At 56.7% G+C, this 17,919-nt stretch carries 15 protein-coding genes and 1 pseudogene; 11 read left to right on the top strand and 5 right to left on the bottom strand.

Annotated features, from left to right (window positions below; all coding sequences use genetic code 11):
- Positions 1–6: 6 nt before the first annotated feature.
- Positions 7–147 (bottom strand): GntR family transcriptional regulator, encoded by a 141-nt coding sequence (locus ACFER_RS12030; protein WP_411674877.1) that lies wholly within the window; start codon positions 145–147, stop codon positions 7–9.
- A 502-nt stretch (positions 148–649) separates the two neighbouring features.
- On the opposite strand from ACFER_RS12030, the gene ACFER_RS10115 reads away from it, so the two are divergent.
- From ACFER_RS10115 to ACFER_RS10100, 5 genes and pseudogenes are all read left to right on the top strand, one after another.
- Positions 650–1,543: an amidohydrolase family protein gene (locus ACFER_RS10115; protein WP_012939306.1), complete on the top strand. Its 894-nt coding sequence runs from the start codon at positions 650–652 to the stop codon at positions 1,541–1,543.
- Positions 1,440–1,874 (top strand): annotated as a pseudogene (locus ACFER_RS12025) (2-hydroxycarboxylate transporter family protein); the annotation flags it as partial. The gene ACFER_RS10115 and the pseudogene ACFER_RS12025, both read left to right, overlap by 104 nt.
- Before the next feature lie 70 nt (positions 1,875–1,944).
- Positions 1,945–2,430: a 2-hydroxycarboxylate transporter family protein gene (locus ACFER_RS11690; RefSeq protein WP_222831709.1), complete on the top strand. Its 486-nt coding sequence runs from the start codon at positions 1,945–1,947 to the stop codon at positions 2,428–2,430.
- Between the two features lie 22 nt (positions 2,431–2,452).
- Complete coding sequence (locus ACFER_RS10105; protein ID WP_012939305.1) at positions 2,453–3,595, top strand: 2-methylaconitate cis-trans isomerase PrpF family protein; 1,143 nt, start codon at positions 2,453–2,455, stop codon at positions 3,593–3,595.
- A gap of 27 nt (positions 3,596–3,622) precedes the next feature.
- Entirely contained in the window at positions 3,623–5,908 is a 2,286-nt protein-coding gene (locus ACFER_RS10100) for a hydratase (RefSeq protein WP_012939304.1), read from the top strand.
- A gap of 19 nt (positions 5,909–5,927) precedes the next feature.
- Here the strand turns inward: ACFER_RS10100 and ACFER_RS10095 are convergent, their stop codons facing one another.
- Positions 5,928–6,842: a LysR family transcriptional regulator gene (locus tag ACFER_RS10095; protein ID WP_012939303.1), complete on the bottom strand. Its 915-nt coding sequence runs from the start codon at positions 6,840–6,842 to the stop codon at positions 5,928–5,930.
- Between the two features lie 164 nt (positions 6,843–7,006).
- Between ACFER_RS10095 and ACFER_RS10090 the strand changes: the two genes are divergently transcribed.
- The 4 genes from ACFER_RS10090 (at position 7,007) to ACFER_RS10075 (ending at position 12,780) form a co-directional block, all read left to right on the top strand.
- Complete coding sequence (locus ACFER_RS10090) at positions 7,007–8,962, top strand: aconitate hydratase (protein ID WP_012939302.1); 1,956 nt, start codon at positions 7,007–7,009, stop codon at positions 8,960–8,962.
- Positions 8,959–10,158, top strand: coding sequence for a lactonase family protein (locus ACFER_RS10085; RefSeq protein ID WP_012939301.1), 1,200 nt, complete (start codon positions 8,959–8,961; stop codon positions 10,156–10,158). The genes ACFER_RS10090 and ACFER_RS10085 overlap by 4 nt, the downstream gene beginning before the upstream one ends.
- A gap of 12 nt (positions 10,159–10,170) precedes the next feature.
- Entirely contained in the window at positions 10,171–11,436 is a 1,266-nt protein-coding gene (locus ACFER_RS10080; RefSeq protein WP_012939300.1) for an SLC13 family permease, read from the top strand.
- Between the two features lie 162 nt (positions 11,437–11,598).
- Positions 11,599–12,780, top strand: a complete 1,182-nt coding sequence (locus ACFER_RS10075; RefSeq protein WP_012939299.1) for an isocitrate/isopropylmalate family dehydrogenase — start codon at positions 11,599–11,601, stop codon at positions 12,778–12,780.
- Positions 12,781–12,823: 43 nt separating this feature from the next.
- Here the strand turns inward: ACFER_RS10075 and ACFER_RS10070 are convergent, their stop codons facing one another.
- Positions 12,824–13,750 (bottom strand): LysR family transcriptional regulator, encoded by a 927-nt coding sequence (locus ACFER_RS10070; RefSeq protein ID WP_012939298.1) that lies wholly within the window; start codon positions 13,748–13,750, stop codon positions 12,824–12,826.
- A gap of 236 nt (positions 13,751–13,986) precedes the next feature.
- A complete protein-coding gene (locus ACFER_RS10065) occupies positions 13,987–14,907 on the bottom strand; it encodes a LysR family transcriptional regulator (protein WP_012939297.1) in 921 nt (306 codons plus the stop codon).
- 129 nt (positions 14,908–15,036) lie between these two features.
- Between ACFER_RS10065 and ACFER_RS10060 the strand changes: the two genes are divergently transcribed.
- Positions 15,037–15,927, top strand: coding sequence for a DUF6282 family protein (locus ACFER_RS10060; RefSeq protein ID WP_012939296.1), 891 nt, complete (start codon positions 15,037–15,039; stop codon positions 15,925–15,927).
- Between the two features lie 21 nt (positions 15,928–15,948).
- The gene (locus tag ACFER_RS10055) at positions 15,949–17,262 is read left to right on the top strand and encodes an SLC13 family permease (RefSeq protein ID WP_012939295.1); all 1,314 of its coding nucleotides are present in this window, start codon (positions 15,949–15,951) and stop codon (positions 17,260–17,262) included.
- 213 nt (positions 17,263–17,475) lie between these two features.
- On the opposite strand, the gene ACFER_RS10050 is transcribed toward ACFER_RS10055, so the two are convergent.
- The gene (locus tag ACFER_RS10050; RefSeq protein WP_012939294.1) at positions 17,476–17,895 is read right to left on the bottom strand and encodes a Fur family transcriptional regulator; all 420 of its coding nucleotides are present in this window, start codon (positions 17,893–17,895) and stop codon (positions 17,476–17,478) included.
- Positions 17,896–17,919: the final 24 nt, after the last annotated feature.

Raw genomic sequence — 17,919 nt, 5'->3', positions numbered from 1 at the left:
GGTCCGTCAGCAAAAGAAACCTCTTTCAGGTTTGCTCCCAGGGTCTTTCCTGAGGGTGATCAATCCTTCTGCGGCAAGGGTCTGAAAGGCTTCCCGTACGGGGGTGCGGCTGATGCCCAGCTGTTCCGCAATGGCGGTCAGGCTCAGCTCCTGACCCGATTTATATTCTCCGCTTTCTGGGTCTATACCAACTGCATGGGATTCGATATGAAGACCGGGCTGAAAACCCTGTCCCTGGGCAACGTTTTCATGTCCCTGGGAGGGCTGCTGGCCACCTACATCGCCAGCCTGTGGCTGTAAGACAGCCGTACTGCTATAAAAAAACACCAGAACCGTACCTGGTAAGGGGTACAGTTTTGGTGTTTTTTTGTATTTGTACGACAGAAATCAAGTGCAGAGTGCCGCCCAGAGGGTTGTTCAACGGCGAATGCCTGGCATTTGGCATCCAAAACGATGAAGGATGGACGACCAACGATGAGCCCGCTGGTTCTCCGGAAAATCATACAGTAAACATATAACTTGCCATGAATCATAAAAAATATCATATAACTCCTATGGGAGGAATAGTATTGGAAACTGTTTGAAAAATCATTTAATGTAATACCTGACAGAAGGAAGATTTTGAACGGAAAGAAATGAGGGAGGAAAAATGGAAAAACGGAGAGAGCAGGTGCCTTACTGCGGAGGGAAGACTTTTCCCCGAAATCGTATCCCGCTGGGAGCTTGTGACTGCCATCATCACATCTATGATCCCGTCCGGTTCCCTTATGTACCGGGGGATGTGAGAAACCAACCTCCGGCTGACGTGGAATGCTACCGTCTGCTGAAGGATAAACTGGGCATTGCCCGAAGTGTGGTGGTGCAGCCTTCTGCTTATGGCCTGGACAACCGGTGCACCATGGATGCGGTCCAGAGACTGGGTGTGGAAAATACCCGGGCCATTGTGGTATTGGACAACCAGGTGATGGATTCCCAGCTGGCGGCCCTTCACCGGAAAGGCGCACGGGGCATCCGGTTCAACATGAACTGCGGATATAAAGGCGATTGGGAAGAAATCCGCAGACTGGTGGAACGGGTTGCGGAATATGGCTGGTGTGTCTGTCTGTGGATGGATCCGGATCTTCTGGTGGAGAAACGGACATTTTTCGAGAATCTGCCTGTACAGCTGGTCCTTGACCATCGGGGACACCTGCCTGCAGGGACAGGGACCAGTCATCCCGCATTCCGGATGATCTGTGACTGGCTGGATCAGGGAAGGGCCTGGGTCAAACTTTCCGGCTGGTATTTTGACAGTGGGGAGGAAACTTATGGAGACACCCTGGCCATAGGCCGGGAATACGTCAAGGCCAATCCCAACCGGTTGCTGTGGGGAACGGACTGGCCCCATCCCAACCGGTACAGCAAACGGAAACCCTGCCCCGATGACAGTGCGTTGCTGGATGCTCTGTTCGATATGGCAGAGGATGAAGAAACGGTTTATAAAACGTTGGTGGAAAATCCGGCAAAACTTTTTGGCTTTTCCAATTCCGGACAGGAGGCATAAGGTCATGAAAGAAACCACGTTTAAGCTTTATGGTATGGACTGGCGGATTTTCACGTTTTTCTCTGTAATCGTTCTGATTTCTGCCTGCCTGAACATCATTCCCAATCAGTTCATTGGAGGCATCGCTGTCATGTTCATCCTGGGTGCCATCTTCGGTGAAGTGGGAGAACGGCTTCCTGTTTGGAACAAGTACTGCGGAGGCGGAGCCGTGCTGGCGTTCCTGGGCTGCGGGATTCTGGTATACAACAATCTGATGCCCAAAAACATCCTGACTGTTTCCAAGGGATGGATGAATACCTACAATTTTTTGAACGTATTCATCTGTGCCCAGGTGGTGGGAAGCCTGTTGGGAATCGAAAGAAAGGTCCTGCTGAAATCCAGTCTTCGTATTGGCCCAGCTGGTGGCGAAAAAAGTCCTGCCCACGGTCTTTGGAGTGGCCATTCCCAATTTTGCCTACATGATCATATTTGCCACCCTGGCCAATGTGCTGGACCTGATCCCGGAACGAACGAAGGAAGCCTGCCACCGGGTACAGCAGTTCTGCGCCAGCCGGCTGGTCTGGGCCATGATGGCCGGATGCGGTGTCACCCTGATCGATTTCAACAAGATGATGGGTGTGCTGAGCGTTGCCAATTTCATTATGGTGCTGCTGATTGTCCTGGGCTGTGTCATCGGTTCCGCAGCTTTTGGTTCGCTGGTGGGCTTCTATCCCATTGAAAGCGCCATTACAGCCGGACTGTGCATGGCCAACATGGGCGGTGCAGGAGATATGGCCGTGCTGGGTGCCTGCAGACGGATGGACCTGATGAGTTACGCTCAGATTTCCTCCCGGATCGGCGGGGCCATTGTCCTCCTGGTGGGCAGTTTTATTTTCCAGTTCCTGTAATCAGAAAGAGAGGTTTTATACGATGAGAAAGTTTCCTGTGGTATATATGCGGGGTGGGACCAGCAAGGGCTGCCTGTTCCATCGGGAAGATCTGCCGGAAGATTCCAAGGAATGGGATGAGATTTTTCTCCAGGTCATGGGGAATCCGGATCCCAAGCAGATGGACGGGATGGGCGGGACGGTATCGTCCAACAACAAAATCGTCATTATCTGGAAGAGCGCCCTGCCCAATGTGGACATCGAATACCTGGTGGGCCAGGTCATTGTAGGAAAGAAACAGGTGGATTACAAAAGCAACTGCGGCAATATGACCGCTGCGGTGCCGGCCTATGCGGTGGAAGAGGGCATGGTCCCCATTGTGGAACCGGTGACCACCGTCCGGATGCTCAACAAGAATACGGATAAATATATCAATGTGACCGTCCCCATTGATCCCCGGACCCACACTTTTGCTCAGGAGGGGGATTGCCATATTGCCGGTATCGATGGAACCGCTGCGGAACTGAAGGTGAATTTCCTGGATCCGGCAGGAGCCAAGACGGGGAAACTGCTGCCCACGGGCAAAGCACTGGATGTGCTGGAAATCGACGGACGGAAAATCGAAGCCACCATCCTGGATGTATCCAATCCCCTGGTCCTGGTCCGGGCGGAAGATGTGGGCCTCCAGGGTACGGAACTGCCGGCACAGGTGGATGCGGACAAAGAAGTATCGGCTCTGCTGGAAAAAATCCGGGGAGCGGCTGCTGTGAAAATGGGCTTTGCCAGGGATCTGGAAGATGCCACAGCCCATTCCCCGGCGGTGCCCAAAGTGGGCTTCTTCACGGCACCGGTTTCCTATACGGATATTGCCGGGAACCAGGTGGATGCCGGCCAGATGGATCTGTGCGCCCGGGTCATCTCGGTGTTCAAGTGCCACAAAGCCTGCCCCCTGACTGCTGCCAGTTCCATTGCCGTGGCGGCTTTCGTACAGGGGTCCATCATCGAAAAGACATTGGGCAGACAGACTGAAGGCCGGCAGGCCATCCGGCTGGGGCACCCAAGCGGAGTGATGACCGTCTATCCTGATCTGGAAGTCCGGGAAGAAGGGAACCTGGATGTAAAAGGGGTGGCTGTCCAGCGGACGGCCCGCCGGATTATGGACGGCACCATTTACATCAGAAAATAAGCTGCAGAGAAAAGGAGAAAATTCATTATGATCAATCTGTTCAAGAACGGGGCCTACCTGGTCCATGGCAACGAAATCATCCCGGAAGAAGAACTGTCCCGGGCAGAAGCAACCCTGGGCCGGAAAATCCAAAAGGAAGAAGCCCAAAAGGGCACCATTGCCTATGGCATCCTGAAAGCCCACAACCAGAACGGGGACATGGACAGTCTGAAAATCCGCTTCGATGCCCTGACCAGCCATGACATCACCTACGTGGGGATCATCCAGACCGCCAAAGCGTCCGGCATGGAAAATTTCCCCATGCCCTACATCCTCACCTGCTGCCACAACTCCCTGTGCGCCGTAGGGGGGACCATCAACGAGGATGACCACATGTTTGGCCTCAGCGCCGCCCAGAAATACGGAGGCATCTTCGTACCGCCCCATATGGCCGTCATCCACCAGTATATGCGGGAAATGCACGCCGGCTGCGGGAAGATGATCCTGGGGTCCGACTCCCACACCCGGTACGGGGCTCTGGGGACCATGGCCGTAGGCGAAGGGGGCGGCGAACTGGACAAGCAGATCCTGAAGGATACCTGGGACAACCCCTATCCCGGTGTGGTGGCCGTATACCTTACCGGCAGCCCCAAACCCTGGGTGGGACCCCACGACATTGCCCTGGCCATCTGCCGGGCAGTGTACAAAAACGGCTATGTGAAGAACAAGGTGATGGAATTCGTGGGCCCCGGAGTCTCCTCCATGACCACCGACTACCGGAATGCGGTGGACGTGATGACCACGGAAACCACCTGCCTGTCCTCCATCTGGCGGACTGATGAGGATACCCGGGCCTTCCTGAAGGAACACCACCGGGAGGGGGACTACAAAAAGCTGGATCCGGCGGAAGTGGCCTATTATGACGGCTGCGTCCAGGTGGATCTGTCCACGGTGAAACCTATGATCGCCCTGCCCTTCCATCCCTCCAATGCCTATGAAATCGACGAACTGAACGCCAATCTGGGGGACATCCTCCGGGAAACGGAAAAAAAAGCGGCGGAAGTGGCCCAGGGCCGTGCTGCCTACAGCCTGACGGACAAGATCCATGACGGGAAACTCCAGGTCCAGCAAGGTGTCATCGGCGGCTGTGCCGGGGGCAACTATGTGAACGTGGTGGAAGCCGCCAACCTGCTCCGGGGCAGAGCCATCGGCAGCGGGGAATTCACCCTGAACGTATACCCCTCCTCCATGCCGGTGTACATGGATCTGGCCAAAAAGGGCATGCTCACCGATCTGATGGCTGCCGGGGCCGTTGTGAAGACTGCCTTCTGCGGACCCTGCTTCGGGGCGGGGGATACCCCCAACAACGATGGTCTGTCCATCCGCCACACCACCCGGAACTTCCCCAACCGGGAAGGGTCCAAACCGGGCCAGGGCCAGATGGCTGCCGTGGCCCTCATGGATGCCCGGAGCATCGCCGCCACTGCCGCCAACAATGGCCGGCTGACTTCCGCAGAAGAATTCGCTGATGCGTTCGGGAACGTGCCGGCCTACCATTTCGATGACAGCGCCTACAAGGCCCGGGTGTATAACGGCTTCGGGAATCCGGAACCGGAAAAGGAGCTGTTCTACGGACCCAATATCAAGGACTGGCCGGAAATGCCGGCTCTGGGGGACAATATCCTGCTGAAGGTGTGCTCCAAGATCCTGGACCCGGTGACCACCACCGATGAACTGATCCCTTCCGGGGAAACTTCTTCCTACCGGTCCAACCCCATGGGGCTGGCGGAATTCACCCTGAGTCGCCGGGATCCGGAATACGTGGGACGGACCAAGGCCGTCAAAGAACTGGAACTGGCCCGGGAAGCCGGAAAAGACCTGTCGGAAGTGGACAAGGTGCTGGCACGGGTACAGGGACTGCCGGGCAGTGCCACCCTGGCCAATACGGAAATCGGGTCCATGGTGTATGCCAACAAACCCGGTGACGGATCTGCCCGGGAACAGGCCGCCAGCTGCCAGCGGGTGATCGGAGGCCTGGCCAACATCACCCAGGATTACGCCACCAAACGGTACCGGAGCAATGTGATCAACTGGGGGATGCTGCCCTTCCACCTGAAGGGAGAACCCACGGACTTCGAAGTGGGGGACTGGATCTACGTGCCGGAAATCCGGAAGGTCCTGGACGGGGATCTGGAAACCATTCCGGCTTATGTGGTGAAGGAAAGCGGCACCGTGCCCCTGACCCTGTACAGCAAACCGCTGACGGAAGAGGAACGGGCCATCATCAAGGCCGGCTGCCTGATCAATTACAACCGGATGAAAAAAGCAAAATAAAGACAAAAGGGACTGTGGCTCAGACCGCAGTCCCTTTTTTAATGGCCCGGACCAGTTTGGGAGCCAGGGCCCGGAGCGGAGAATCCTCCCGGAAGGCCAGGCCGATGGTCCGGTGATTGCTGCGGCTTTTGAAATGGAAAAAGCGCACATGATTGGTCCGGGGATTGTAATTCCGGGCAATCACATCGGGCAGGAATCCCACCCCGTAGTTGTGGTTCACCAGGGAATAGACCGTATCCAGATTCTCGGAAGAATAGACGGACTGGGGCTGGAAGCCCAGATGACGGCAGATGTTCAGGGCCGCCTTGTGCATTTTCAGTCCTTCCTTGGGCAGGACGAAGGGAAAATGCCGGTAATACCGGAGATCCAGGAACCCGTCCTTGTCCGCTTGGGCCAGCAGGGCCATGGCCTCCGGATTCTCTTCACTGAAGGCAAAAAGGATCTCTTCTTCTCCCAGGGGCAGGAAGTGGATTTCCTGATGGACCACCGGCGCCGGATAGATGGCAAAGTCCAGCTTCCGCTGGATCATCAGGAGCTCCAGATGCCGGGATTCCCCGTCCACGATGCGGACCTGGTACTGGGGAAGGCTTTTCTGGATGTTCTGGAGGTAGGGGGTCAGGAACCATTTGCCGTAGAACTGGGAAACTCCGATGCTCAGCTGCCGCTGTTCTTCCTGCTGCCAATGGCGCATGGTCTGTTCCAGGTCCTGCATCTGTCGGAGGATGGCCTGTCCTTTTTTTACGTAGTAGGCGCCGGCCGGGGAGAGTTCCACCTTGTTCCGGTTGCGGTAGAACAGGGTCACCCCCAGATTTTTTTCCAGCCTCCGGATGTACTGGCTCAGGGCCGGCTGGCTGATGAACAGCATCTGGGCCCCTTGGGAAAAGCTGCCGGTCCGGGCAATGGCCATTACATATTCCAGGTCGCGGGAATCCATAGGCATCCACTCCTTATAACTTGATATTATAAGTATATCATAATCTAATATTATACAAAAGGAAGCGTACATGATACAGTATAGACAAGGAAAAAGTGAGAATAATATGAAATATTACTGAAACTATGAAAATTTACAGACGGAATCAAAGGAGTGTGCTTTCCATGGCAATGAATCTGACGCAGAAACTGTTTGCGGCCCATCTGGCAGAACCGGCGGAACTGGTGCCGGGCCAGGAAATCAAAGTGACGGTGGATCAGACCCTGACTCACGACATCAATGCGGTCATGGCCTATCTGGCTTTTGAAGCCCTGGACCTGGACCGGGTGCGGACCAAACTGTCCGTCAGCTATATCGATCACAACCTGCTCCAGATCGACAACAAGACACCGGATGACCATATCTATCTCCAGTCCATCGCCCAGAAATACGGGCTGGTGCTGTCCAAAGCCGGGAACGGCATCTGCCATGCTCTCCAGTGCAGCCGGTTCGGGAAGCCGGGAACTCTTCTCCTGGGAGGCGACAGCCATACGCCCAGCTGCGGAGCCCTGGGGATGCTGGCCATCGGGGTAGGGGGCATGGATATCGCCGTGGCCCTGGCCGGATTCCCTTATGTGATGAAAATGCCCAAGGTGGTGAAGGTGAACCTGAAGGGCCGGCTCCGGCCGGGAACCGCCGCCAAGGATATCATCCTGGAAATGCTCCGCCGGACCACGGTGAAAGGCGGCGTGGGCAAGGTCTATGAATATGTGGGAGAAGGTGTGGAAACCCTGTCCATTCCCGAACGGCTGACCATTGCCAATATGGGCGCGGAAATGGGCGCCACCACCTCCGTATTCCCGGCAGATGGACAGGTCCGGGCTTTCCTGAAGGCCCAGGGCAGGGAACAGGATTATACGGAATGGCTGCCGAATGCAGGATGCGGATACGACGAAGAAATCCAGTTGGATCTGGATGCCCTGGAACCCCTGGTGGCCTGCCCCCATATGCCGGACAACGTGATGAAAGTGGCCGATGTGCCCAAAATCCCGGTCCAGCAGGTGTTCATCGGCAGCTGCACCAATGGGTCCTACAGTGATTTCAAAAAAGTGGCCCTGGTGCTGAAGGAGCATAAAATCAATCCGGATGTGAGTCTGGTGCTGGGCATCAGCTCCCGGCAGATCTATCTGCGGCTGCTCCAGGACGGGGTCATTGCCGATCTGGTGGATTCTGGTGCCCGGATCACGGAATTCGCCTGCGGCCCCTGCTGCGGCATCGGCATCGCTCCTTCCAGCAAGGGCATTTCGGTGCGGACGTCCAACCGGAATTTCAAGGGACGCAGCTCCACGGCGGATGCCAGTCTGTATCTGGTGAGCCCGGAAGTGGCGGCGGCCACGGCCATCAAGGGGCGGCTGGCCCTGCCCCAGGAAGTGATGGACGATGTAAGCGTGCTGGGTACAGTGAAGGAACCGGAAACCTATCCCATCAACGACAACCTGTTCCTGCTGCCGCCGGAAGACGGCCGGGACATTTCCATCGTCCGGGGCCCCAACATCAAACCCCTGCCGGTAGCCGATCCGCCGGAAGAAACCCTGGAAGCCAAGGTCAGCCTGAAGGCCCGGGACAACGTATCCACCGACGACATTACCCCGGCCAGCGCCCAGTTCTCCTCCATGCGGAGCAATATGCCGGCCATGGCCCAGTACGCCTTCTGCCGGTATGACCCGGACTTTGCCAAACGGGCCCAGAAGGACGGCAAGAGCTTCATCGTAGGCGGCGAGAACTACGGCCAGGGATCCAGCCGGGAACATGCGGCCATCACGCCCATGTACCTGGGCGTGAAGATGGTCATTGCCAAGAGTTTCGCCCGCATCCATAAGGGAAACCTGATCAACCACGGGGTGATCCCGGCCGTGTTCGTGGACAAGGCGGCCTACGATGGCATCGACCTGGATGATACTTTCCATATCGACAACCTGCGGGACCAGATGAAGAACAAAACCATTGAAATCCAGAACCTGAGCAAAGGGAACCGGTTCACAGTGAAACTGGAACTGACGGACCAGGAAGTGGAAATCCTGCTGGCTGGCGGCAAGCTGCGGTTCTACAAGGCCAAACTGGCAGAGGAGAATAAAAAATGAAAAAAAGCAGCTGGCTCCGCCTGGTCCTGTCCACCATGCTGCTGTGCATGGCAGGGACGGGCGTAGGGATGGCGAATCAGAAAATCGAGAAAGGAACGAAGAAAATGACTACTGCATATGTAGGCTGCCGGACCACGGCGAAGCGCTATGCCCACGGGAAGGGCATTTCCCGCTACACCATCGACGAGAAAGGTAACTGGAAGCTGGAAGGCATCACGAAGACTCTGGACAACCCGGCCTGGCTGGTACTGGACCAGACAAAAAAATATCTTTATACCGTCCATGGGGATGCCCATGAAGTCAGTGCCTTCCGCATCAAAGAAGATGGGGACCTGGAATTCCTGGATACGGTGGACAGCCAGGGGAAGAACCCGGTGTATGGCGTGGTGACCCCTAACAATCAATTCCTGCTGGTGGCCAGTCTTCAGGGCGGAGCGGTGGCCAGCCTGCCCATCCGGGCCGACGGGAGCCTGGGCGAAGCGGTCAGCGTGGAGCATTTCGAAGGCCCCAAGGCCGGCGGCATCTCCCACGCCCATGCCTGCGTGCTGGACCGGACGGGCAAATGGCTGTTGGTCCCCACCCAGGCAAGGGGCAGCGGCTATGATCGGGTATGGGTATTGGCCCTGGACGAAAACACGGGCAAACTGACCCGCACGTCCTATGCGGAGGCCCGGAAATACGACGAACCCCGCCACCTGGTGTTCAGCAAGGATAATCGGCACGTGTATCTGGTGAACGAAAAAGCTAGCACACTGCGGGTGTTCGATTTCGACGATCAGAAAGGACAGCTGACTGCCAGACAGGTGGTCCCCACCCTGCAGGATACGTATGTGGGACCCAATATGGCCAGTGCCATCGTCCTGAGCCGGGACGGGAAACAGGTCTATGTGTCCAACCGGATCAAAGAGGGCATCCCGCCGGAAGGGGAAGGGTATGCCGGGACCTTCCGGGGCCAGGAAACGGTGGTCAGCTACACCATCGACCCGAAGACGGGGCTGCTGGGGAATCCCCAGTGGACGAATTGTGAAGGGTACACACCCCGGTTCATGACCCTGACGCCGGAAGGACAGCTGCTGGTGGCCAATATGGACAGTGACACCCTGCAGTTCTTTGCGCCGGAAGGCAAAAACGGGCAGCTCCACTTCACCGGGAAGACCGTGAAGACGGAAAGCCCCTGCACTGTGGTATTTCGGTAAGGAGGAAGGATTATGGAGCTGGGTATCATTTCTCTGCTGCTGCTGGCGGTGGCCATCGCCATCGGCTTTTTCCGCAAGACCAATGTGGGCCTGGTCTGCCTGCTCTTTGCCTTTGTGCTGGGCAAGGTGGCCGGCATTCCCACGGCGGAAATCCTGAAGGGCTTCAAGCCCAACCTGTTCATCAACCTGATGGGCGTCACCCTGTTGTTCAGCATCCTGAACAAGAATGGTACCATCGAACTGCTGGCCCGGAAAATCGTGAGCCTGGCCGGTAGCAACAAATACCTGATTCCCATCGCGGTCTTCCTCATGGGAGCCCTGCTTACCGGAATCGGGCCGGGGTCCATTCCCTTGCTGGCCATCATGCCGGCCATTGCCATCCCTTTGGCCAGGGCCCGGGGCTACAACCCTCTGATGCTGGCCATCATCGGGTGCAGCGGCTGTTTCGGAGGGCGCATGAGTCCCATTACCCCGGAAGGACTGCTATCCTATGATCTGCTGCGGCAGAGCGGGCTGGATGCGGTGGCTGCGGTACGGTCCATCTATACGGCCCAGATGATCAGCGGCATCCTCATCGCCCTGGCAGCTTTTGTCTACTACAAGGGCTACCGGATCCAGATGCCGGAAAAGGGGACGGAAGAGAAACTGTCCGGATTCACCGGGCAGCAGCTGCTGTCCCTGCTGGGACTCCTGGTCATGGCTGTGCTGGTCATTGCGTTCAAACAGAATGTGGGGCTCACCAGCTTCTCCGTCAGCGCCATACTGCTCATGTGCCATGCAGCCTCGGAAAAGGACAGCCTGAAGGCCATCCCCTGGGGTGTGCTGCTCATGGTGTCCGGCGTCAGTACCCTCATGAATCTGGTGATCAAGACCGGGGGCATCAAGCTGCTGACGGCGGCCCTGTCCACCTTCATGAACAGTTATACCGCTCCGGCGGTCATGGCCTGCACGGCAGGGGTCATGAGCCTGTTCTCCTCCGGCCTGGGCGTGGTGTTCCCCACGCTGCTTCCCACCGTGGCTTCCCTGGGACAATCCGTGGGTGTGAACCCGGTTGAACTGGGGTCCATGGTGGTCATCGGCGGGACCATCACCGGCATCAGCCCCATATCCACAACCGGCGGGCTGATCATGGCCACCCTGATGGCCGATGAAACCGAAGGGACGGACAAAAAAGGGGAAGAAATGAAGCTGTTCATGGAACTGACCGTCTGGGCTCTGGGCATCCTGGTGGTGCTGACCCTGCTGGCCGGCCTGGGCTTCTACAAGATCATCTTTTAAAGGATTGGCTCTGTTCTATGGATGGACGCACAGCATAGAAAGAATCAAATGATTCCTATGGGAGCAGAAGTATTGGAAATTGCCTGAATCATCGGATAGAATCGGGGGTAAGAAAATGACCCCCCAGAAAATGGTATTGGAAAAAAGGAGAAGGTGCAGCATATGGAAGAAAAAGACCGTCAGGAACAGAGCATCCGGAACGCCATGGAACAGTTTGGCCGGCTGATCCGGGAGGATTTCAAACGGATCGAGGCCATCAAACAGGCTCCCGGCCGGAAGGATTTCAAGAAGCTGGATCACATCACCGTGGGAATCCTTCCCGGGGACGGCATCGGGCCCTGCATCATGGAACAGGCCCTGCGGGTGGCCAAATATCTGTTGAAGGACGAAATGGCCTCCGGCAAGGTGGAATTCCGGACCATCCCCGGCATGACCATCGAGGAACGGGTCCAGAAGAATGAAAGTCTGCCGGCGGAAGTGCTGGAAGCCTGCAAAGCCTGTGACGTGCTGGTGAAGGGGCCCTTTGTGACGCCCCGGGCCGGGGATCCCTGGCCCAATATGGTCAGCGCCAACAGCCTGTTGCGTCGGGCCCTCCAGCTGTATGCGGCGGTGCGGCCGGTGCGGATTCCGGAAAAGGGCATCGACTGGACCTTCTTCCGGGAAAATATCGAAGGGGAATACATCTGGGGCAACAAGGGAATCCAGGTGGATGATGACCTGGCGGTGGACTTCAAGGTGCTGACCCGTCCCGGAGCGGAACGGATCTGTCGGGCCGCCTTTGAATTCGCCAAAAACAACGGGAAGACCAACGTGACGGTGGTCACCAAGGCCAACATCGTGAAACTGGTGGACGGGAACTTCCTGAAGACGGCCCATGCCCTGGAAAAGGAATATCCCGGAATCACCGTCCGGGAAGAACTGGTGGATTCCATGGCTGCCAAGATCACGGACCAGGAATTCACCAAAGGGATGCAGGTGTTCCTGCTGCCCAACCTGTACGGGGATATTGTCACCGATGTGGCGGCGGAATACCAGGGGGGCCTGGGGACCGCCAGCTCCTCCAATATCGGGGACCAATACGCCCTGTTCGAAGCCATTCACGGGGTGGGGAACTTCCTGGTCCAGCACAACCGGGCCCAGTACGCGGATCCCTGCAGCCTGATCCGGGCCATGGGAGAAATGATCAGCCATATCGGCTATCCGGAAAAGAAGGAACAGCTGGTGAAGGCCCTGGACATCTGCACCCGGACGGAACGGAAAGTGGTGATTACCACGGACAAGGACGGGGCAACCGCAGAAGAATTCACGGATTATCTGCTGGATACCCTGCAGCGGGAAGCATAAAAGAAACAACAGGGAACAAAAAGGACTGACTGTGTGGATCCAGTCAGTCTTTTTTTTGATGGTTTCCAAAATGCTCTTTCAGCAGTTCGATGAGATACCGTTCCGCTTTGTTCAGATAGGTGTTTTCTTTGTAAATGGCGTTGACTTCCCAATGGATGGGCTGGGGGGTGCACCGGTAGCAATAGTCCTGCCAGTCTTTCCCCAGGATGGCCCGGGCCCGGCCGGGGACGATGGTGAATCCCAGACCGCCGGCTGCCAGCTGGGCGGCGGAAATGCTGCTTTCCTCCTCCAGGAGGATGTTGGGGGTGATGTTGGCTTTCTGGAACAGCCGGTTGACTTTGGCGTGGACGGAATGGGCTTTTTTGATCCGGATGAAAGGCATGTCCGCGAATTTTTTCAGATCCACAATGCGCTGTTCCTGATTCAGGAACATGTCGGGAGAAAGGGCATCTTTTCCGGCCACCAGGATCAAGTCTTCCGGATAAATGAATTCCGCTTTCAGGTGGGCCGGAAGATCTTCTTCGTTGCAAGGAACCACAATGAAGGACACTTTGTTGTTCCGCAGCAGGCTGAACAGTTCGGTGGTGCTGGCTTCCTGGATGTAGAAGGAAGAACCAGGGAATTTCCGGCGGAACTGGGGCAGTACGGGAGGGAGCATATAGCCGGAACGCTCCGCAGGGATCCCCAGGCTGATGGATCCGTTGGCGCCGTTCTTCAGGTCGGCCAGATGATTCTGGAAGTTGCTTTTGTCCCGCAAAAACTGCCGGGCTACAGAGACATAGTACTGGCCGGCGTCAGTAAGGACCAGGGGCTGTTTGGAACGGTCGAACAGCTTCAGGCCGATTTCCTTTTCAATTTTTGCCAGGGCATAGCTCAGGGAAGGCTGAGAAATATAGAGTTGTTTGGCCGCATCGGTGATGCTGCAGCAGTCCGCAATGGTGACCACATACTGGAATTCCCGAAAATCCATGAAAAGCCTCCTTCTGTCTATGATCCGTCCAAAGGACGGGCATTTATAAAAAAAGGTGTTTCAAATGATTATAGCACAGAATTGTTTGAATGAGTGAAGAGCACGGACGATGAAAATCCAATGACCCATTGCGATGCCGTAGGGGCCGCACGCCGGGCGGCCCGCCAAATGCCCGTTCCTCCAACACCAACGCCGTAGGGGTTCGCCGGAGGCAAACCCCTACGGCCGCCCCTTTTTCATTTCCCCAATACCTCAAAAATCACCTGGTCCAGGGCCTGGGTGGCTTTGGAATGGTACCGTCCCGGTGCCATGGCCGTGCCCAGGGCGATGGAGGTGCCGTCTTTGCCCAGGCTCAGCAGCTGGGCCCGGTGGAAGTACTGGCGGCTGCTGGCGTAGGTAAAGGCCAGCCCCAGGCCGCTGGCCCCCAGGGAGGCGGCGAACAGGGCGGTCAGGTTTTCGTTGTAATAGGTGGGATTCATGCCGTGGCGCAGGAAGATCCTTCTGGCTTCCCGGCCCAGGATGGTGTCGTAGCCGCTGAGCAGGAATTCGTAGCAGGCTGCATCCTGGATGTTGATGTACTGGGACAGCTGGGAGGGATGCAGCCCGGCCTGTCCCTGATGGACGCACTCCATCACAGGATGATTGGGGCTGGTGATCAGGCAGATTTCATCATTCATCAGGAACCGGGCCTGGATGCGGCTGCGTTTTTCCGGCATGACCAGCAGGGCCAGGTCGATTTTTCCGGTGAGCAGCAGCTGTTCCAGGGCCAGGGAATTCTCTTCCACGATCTGCACCCGGATTCCAGGGTATTTTTTCTGGAACACCTGGAGTACCGGGGGCAGCAGGAAGGAGCCCCGGAAGGAACTGATTCCCAGGATCACATGGCCTCCCTTCAGGTTGCCGATGTCCTGGATCTCATCTTTGGCCCGGTGGAATTCGGACAGGGTGTCCTGGGCGAACCGGATCATCCGTTTCCCCGGTTCTGTGGGCCGGATGCCGCTGGAGGTGCGGATGAACAGCCGGTATCCCAGGTGGGCTTCCGTGCTGCTGAGAAACTGGGACAGGCTGGACTGGGCCATGAACAACCGCTCCGCCGCCCTTGAAATGCTTTTTTCTTCCGCCAGGGCCAGTAAATAATGAAGTTCCCGTAGATCCATGATTTTTCTCCTTTGCCATCGGTTTTACCGATACAATATATCGCATTTTATCGGCTTCTGCAATGACTGATCCCGCGTTACACTAAAAGCAAATTTATTCTGAATACTTTCATAACAAGGGGGAGCATCATGAGCAGAGTTTCACTGAAAGGCATTTGCGATATGCATGTACACACCAATCCGGATCTGCGGCTGCGGGCCTACAACGATCTGGAACTGGCGGATGCGGCGGTCCGGGTAGGGGCCCGGGCCCTTGTGATCAAATCCCACCTGGGCTTTACGGTGAACCGGGCGAATATCGCCAATGCCTATGTGAAAAAGGTTTATGGGGATAAGACCAACTTCACCATGTACGGTGGTGTGGTCATGAATAAGGTCATCGGCGGGGTGAATCCGGAAGCGGTGGAAAAAGGCCTGAAGCTGGGAGCCAAGGTCATCTGGCTGCCCACCCAGTCCGCCCGCCGGCACCTGGAAAAAATGGGGAAAAATCCTGATGAAGGAATCCAGCTGGTCCGGGACGGGAAGGTGATCCCGGAACTGGAAACGGTGTTCGGGCTGATCAAAGACCACGACGCCGTGCTGGCCACAGCCCATGTGTCCCCGGAAGAGGCCTTTGTGGTGGTGGAAGCGGCCCGGAAGGCCGGGGTGGAAAAAATTGTCATCACCCATCCGGAATGGTGGGTCTGCGGGTACACGCTGGAAGACCAGATCCGGTTGGTGAAGGATTATGATGTGATCCTGGAACGGTGCTATGCCCAGAACATGGGGAAAGGGAAAAAATATCACATGAATCTCCGGGAAAATGCGGAACTGATCCAGGCCGTGGGGTACCGGCATGTGATGGTGGATACGGACGGGGGACAGACGGAAAATCCGGACTGGGAAACGGAAATCTATGAATACATGCATTACCTGGTGGAATATGGGATCCCGGAAGAACAGGTGTACTACATGACCAAGACCATTCCTTATCGGCTGCTGGGCATCCAGGATGAACCGGTGGGAGCAGCCAAGGACTGATTACAAAGGGGGAGAATCATCATGTTGAGTGCGGCGATTATTCTGGCCATTGCCATAGCCATCTATCTGGGATACAAAACCAGTCTGAATACCGGGCTGTTCTGTATCGTCTTTGCGTATCTGATCGGGTGTCTGGTCATGGGGCTGAAGCCCAAGGCAGTGATCGGCTTCTGGCCCATCAGCACCATGTTCGTGATTCTGTCGGTGTCCCTGTTCTACAATGTGGCGGCCATTAACGGGACCCTGGAAAAAATGTCCGGTTCTCTGCTGTACGCCTGCCGGAAATTTCCGGGCATGCTGCCCTATGCCCTGTTCGGTGTGGCCGTGGTGCTGTCGGTGATGGGGGCCACCTATTTTACGGTGCTGGCGTTCCTGGCGCCCATTACCCTGCTGATCTGCGATGAATCCAAAATGGACAAACTCACCGGGGCCGTGGCCATCAATTGCGGGGCCCTGTGCGGGGGTAACTTCCCCACTTCCAACCTGGGGGTGATTTTCCGGGGACTGTCGGATACGGCTTATGAAGCCCTGAAACTGAAGGCCCCCATGGATTCCTTTGCCATGGAAATGGAAATCTTCCTGCTGTCCCTGGTGTTTTCCCTGGTGTTGATCACGGTGTTCCGGTACGGCATCAAGGCCAACCGGAACATCGGCCAGGGGGTCACCTTCAAGAAACCGGAACCCTTTACGAAGGTCCAGAGCCAGACCCTGACTCTGATGCTGGTGATGATGGTGGTAGTGCTGATCTTCCCGCTGCTGAAGATCCTGGTGCCCGGAAACCCGGCCGTTGCCTATATGGCGGGTAAAGTGGACGTGGGGCTGGTGGCCATTATCTTTGCGGTGATCGCCCTGCTGATGAAACTGGCGCCTCAGAAGGAAGCCATTGCCAAGATTCCCTGGAACACCATCATCATGATTGCCGGGGCCGGGATGCTGATTGCGGTGGCGGTGAAAGCCGGGACCATCAAGATGCTCAGCGCCTGGGTGGGGGCCAATGTGCCCACGCCGCTGATTCCCCTGGCGTTCTCCATCATTGCGGCCATCATGAGCTTCTTCAGTTCCACCACCGGTGTAGTGGCTCCTGCGTTATTCCCGCTGATTCCGGGGCTGGCGGAAAGTACAGGGCTTTCTGCCGGGGCACTGTTCGCCTGCACGGTGCTGGGCGCACAATCCAGTGCCATCAGCCCGTTCTCTTCCGGCGGCTCCCTGATCCTGGGGTCCACCCCGAAAGAAGAAGACCGGACCACTCTGTTCAACAAGCTGCTGCTCCGGGCGGTTCCCGTCAGTGTCCTGGCAGCCGGGGCCTACAACTTCCTTGTGGCGTTTGTGCTGTAAGGGAAGTGAAAAGTGCGAGCGCAGAGCACGGACGATGAAAATCCAATGACCCATTGCGATGCCGTAGGGGCCGCACGCCGGGCGGCCCGCCAGCGAGATGCCAGATGCGGAACGCATTTCTTCCATTCAAAAAGGACCCGCCTGTTTCTGGACGGGTCCTTTCCTTCGGCCATTGACAATTGACGGGGCTGCTGCGCCTGGTGCAACAACCTCCTACTTCTGGCACTCCCTGCAGGTCCCCAGAAAATACGTCTGGTGGCAGCGGATGGTGAAACCGGTCTTCTTGGCCACATCCTGGTCCAGGTGTTTGTGGTAGGTGAAATCCAGGTTGAACACCTTGCCGCACTGTTCGCAGCGGAAATGGGGATGGGGCCGGGGTTCCACATCATACCGCATGACTCCGTCTCCCACATCGATGGTCTGGAGCAGGTGCAGCCGGCAGAAAAAGCCCAGGGACTGGTAGATGGTGGCAAAACTCAGGGTGGGCATCTGCAGCCGCACTTTTTCGTAGATTTCCGTGGCGGTGGGGTGTTCCTCCGGTCCGGTGAAGGCCCGATACACTTCCAAACGCTGGGGGGTGATCTTCATCCCTTTGGCTTTCAGGATTTCTGACAGTTCCTTTGGACTCAGCATGACACGTCCTCCTTGCCTGTATAT

Source organism: Acidaminococcus fermentans DSM 20731 (assembly GCF_000025305.1).
Lineage (GTDB): Bacteria > Bacillota > Negativicutes > Acidaminococcales > Acidaminococcaceae > Acidaminococcus > Acidaminococcus fermentans.
The sequence above is the reverse complement of the archived record's forward strand: the minus strand, read 5'-3'. Positions and strand labels throughout refer to the sequence as shown.

Excerpts from the sequence above, each read along its gene's own strand:
- ACFER_RS10115 (WP_012939306.1), top strand. The coding sequence starts at position 650 with ATGGAAAAACGGAGAGAGCAGGTGCCTTACTGCGGAGGGAAGACTTTT.
- ACFER_RS10105 (WP_012939305.1), top strand. The coding sequence starts at position 2,453 with ATGAGAAAGTTTCCTGTGGTATATATGCGGGGTGGGACCAGCAAGGGC.
- ACFER_RS10100 (WP_012939304.1), top strand. The coding sequence starts at position 3,623 with ATGATCAATCTGTTCAAGAACGGGGCCTACCTGGTCCATGGCAACGAA.
- ACFER_RS10095 (WP_012939303.1), bottom strand. The coding sequence starts at position 6,842 with ATGGATTCCCGCGACCTGGAATATGTAATGGCCATTGCCCGGACCGGC.
- ACFER_RS10090 (WP_012939302.1), top strand. The coding sequence starts at position 7,007 with ATGGCAATGAATCTGACGCAGAAACTGTTTGCGGCCCATCTGGCAGAA.
- ACFER_RS10085 (WP_012939301.1), top strand. The coding sequence starts at position 8,959 with ATGAAAAAAAGCAGCTGGCTCCGCCTGGTCCTGTCCACCATGCTGCTG.
- ACFER_RS10080 (WP_012939300.1), top strand. The coding sequence starts at position 10,171 with ATGGAGCTGGGTATCATTTCTCTGCTGCTGCTGGCGGTGGCCATCGCC.
- ACFER_RS10075 (WP_012939299.1), top strand. The coding sequence starts at position 11,599 with ATGGAAGAAAAAGACCGTCAGGAACAGAGCATCCGGAACGCCATGGAA.
- ACFER_RS10070 (WP_012939298.1), bottom strand. The coding sequence starts at position 13,750 with ATGGATTTTCGGGAATTCCAGTATGTGGTCACCATTGCGGACTGCTGC.
- ACFER_RS10065 (WP_012939297.1), bottom strand. The coding sequence starts at position 14,907 with ATGGATCTACGGGAACTTCATTATTTACTGGCCCTGGCGGAAGAAAAA.
- ACFER_RS10060 (WP_012939296.1), top strand. The coding sequence starts at position 15,037 with ATGAGCAGAGTTTCACTGAAAGGCATTTGCGATATGCATGTACACACC.
- ACFER_RS10055 (WP_012939295.1), top strand. The coding sequence starts at position 15,949 with ATGTTGAGTGCGGCGATTATTCTGGCCATTGCCATAGCCATCTATCTG.
- ACFER_RS10050 (WP_012939294.1), bottom strand. The coding sequence starts at position 17,895 with ATGCTGAGTCCAAAGGAACTGTCAGAAATCCTGAAAGCCAAAGGGATG.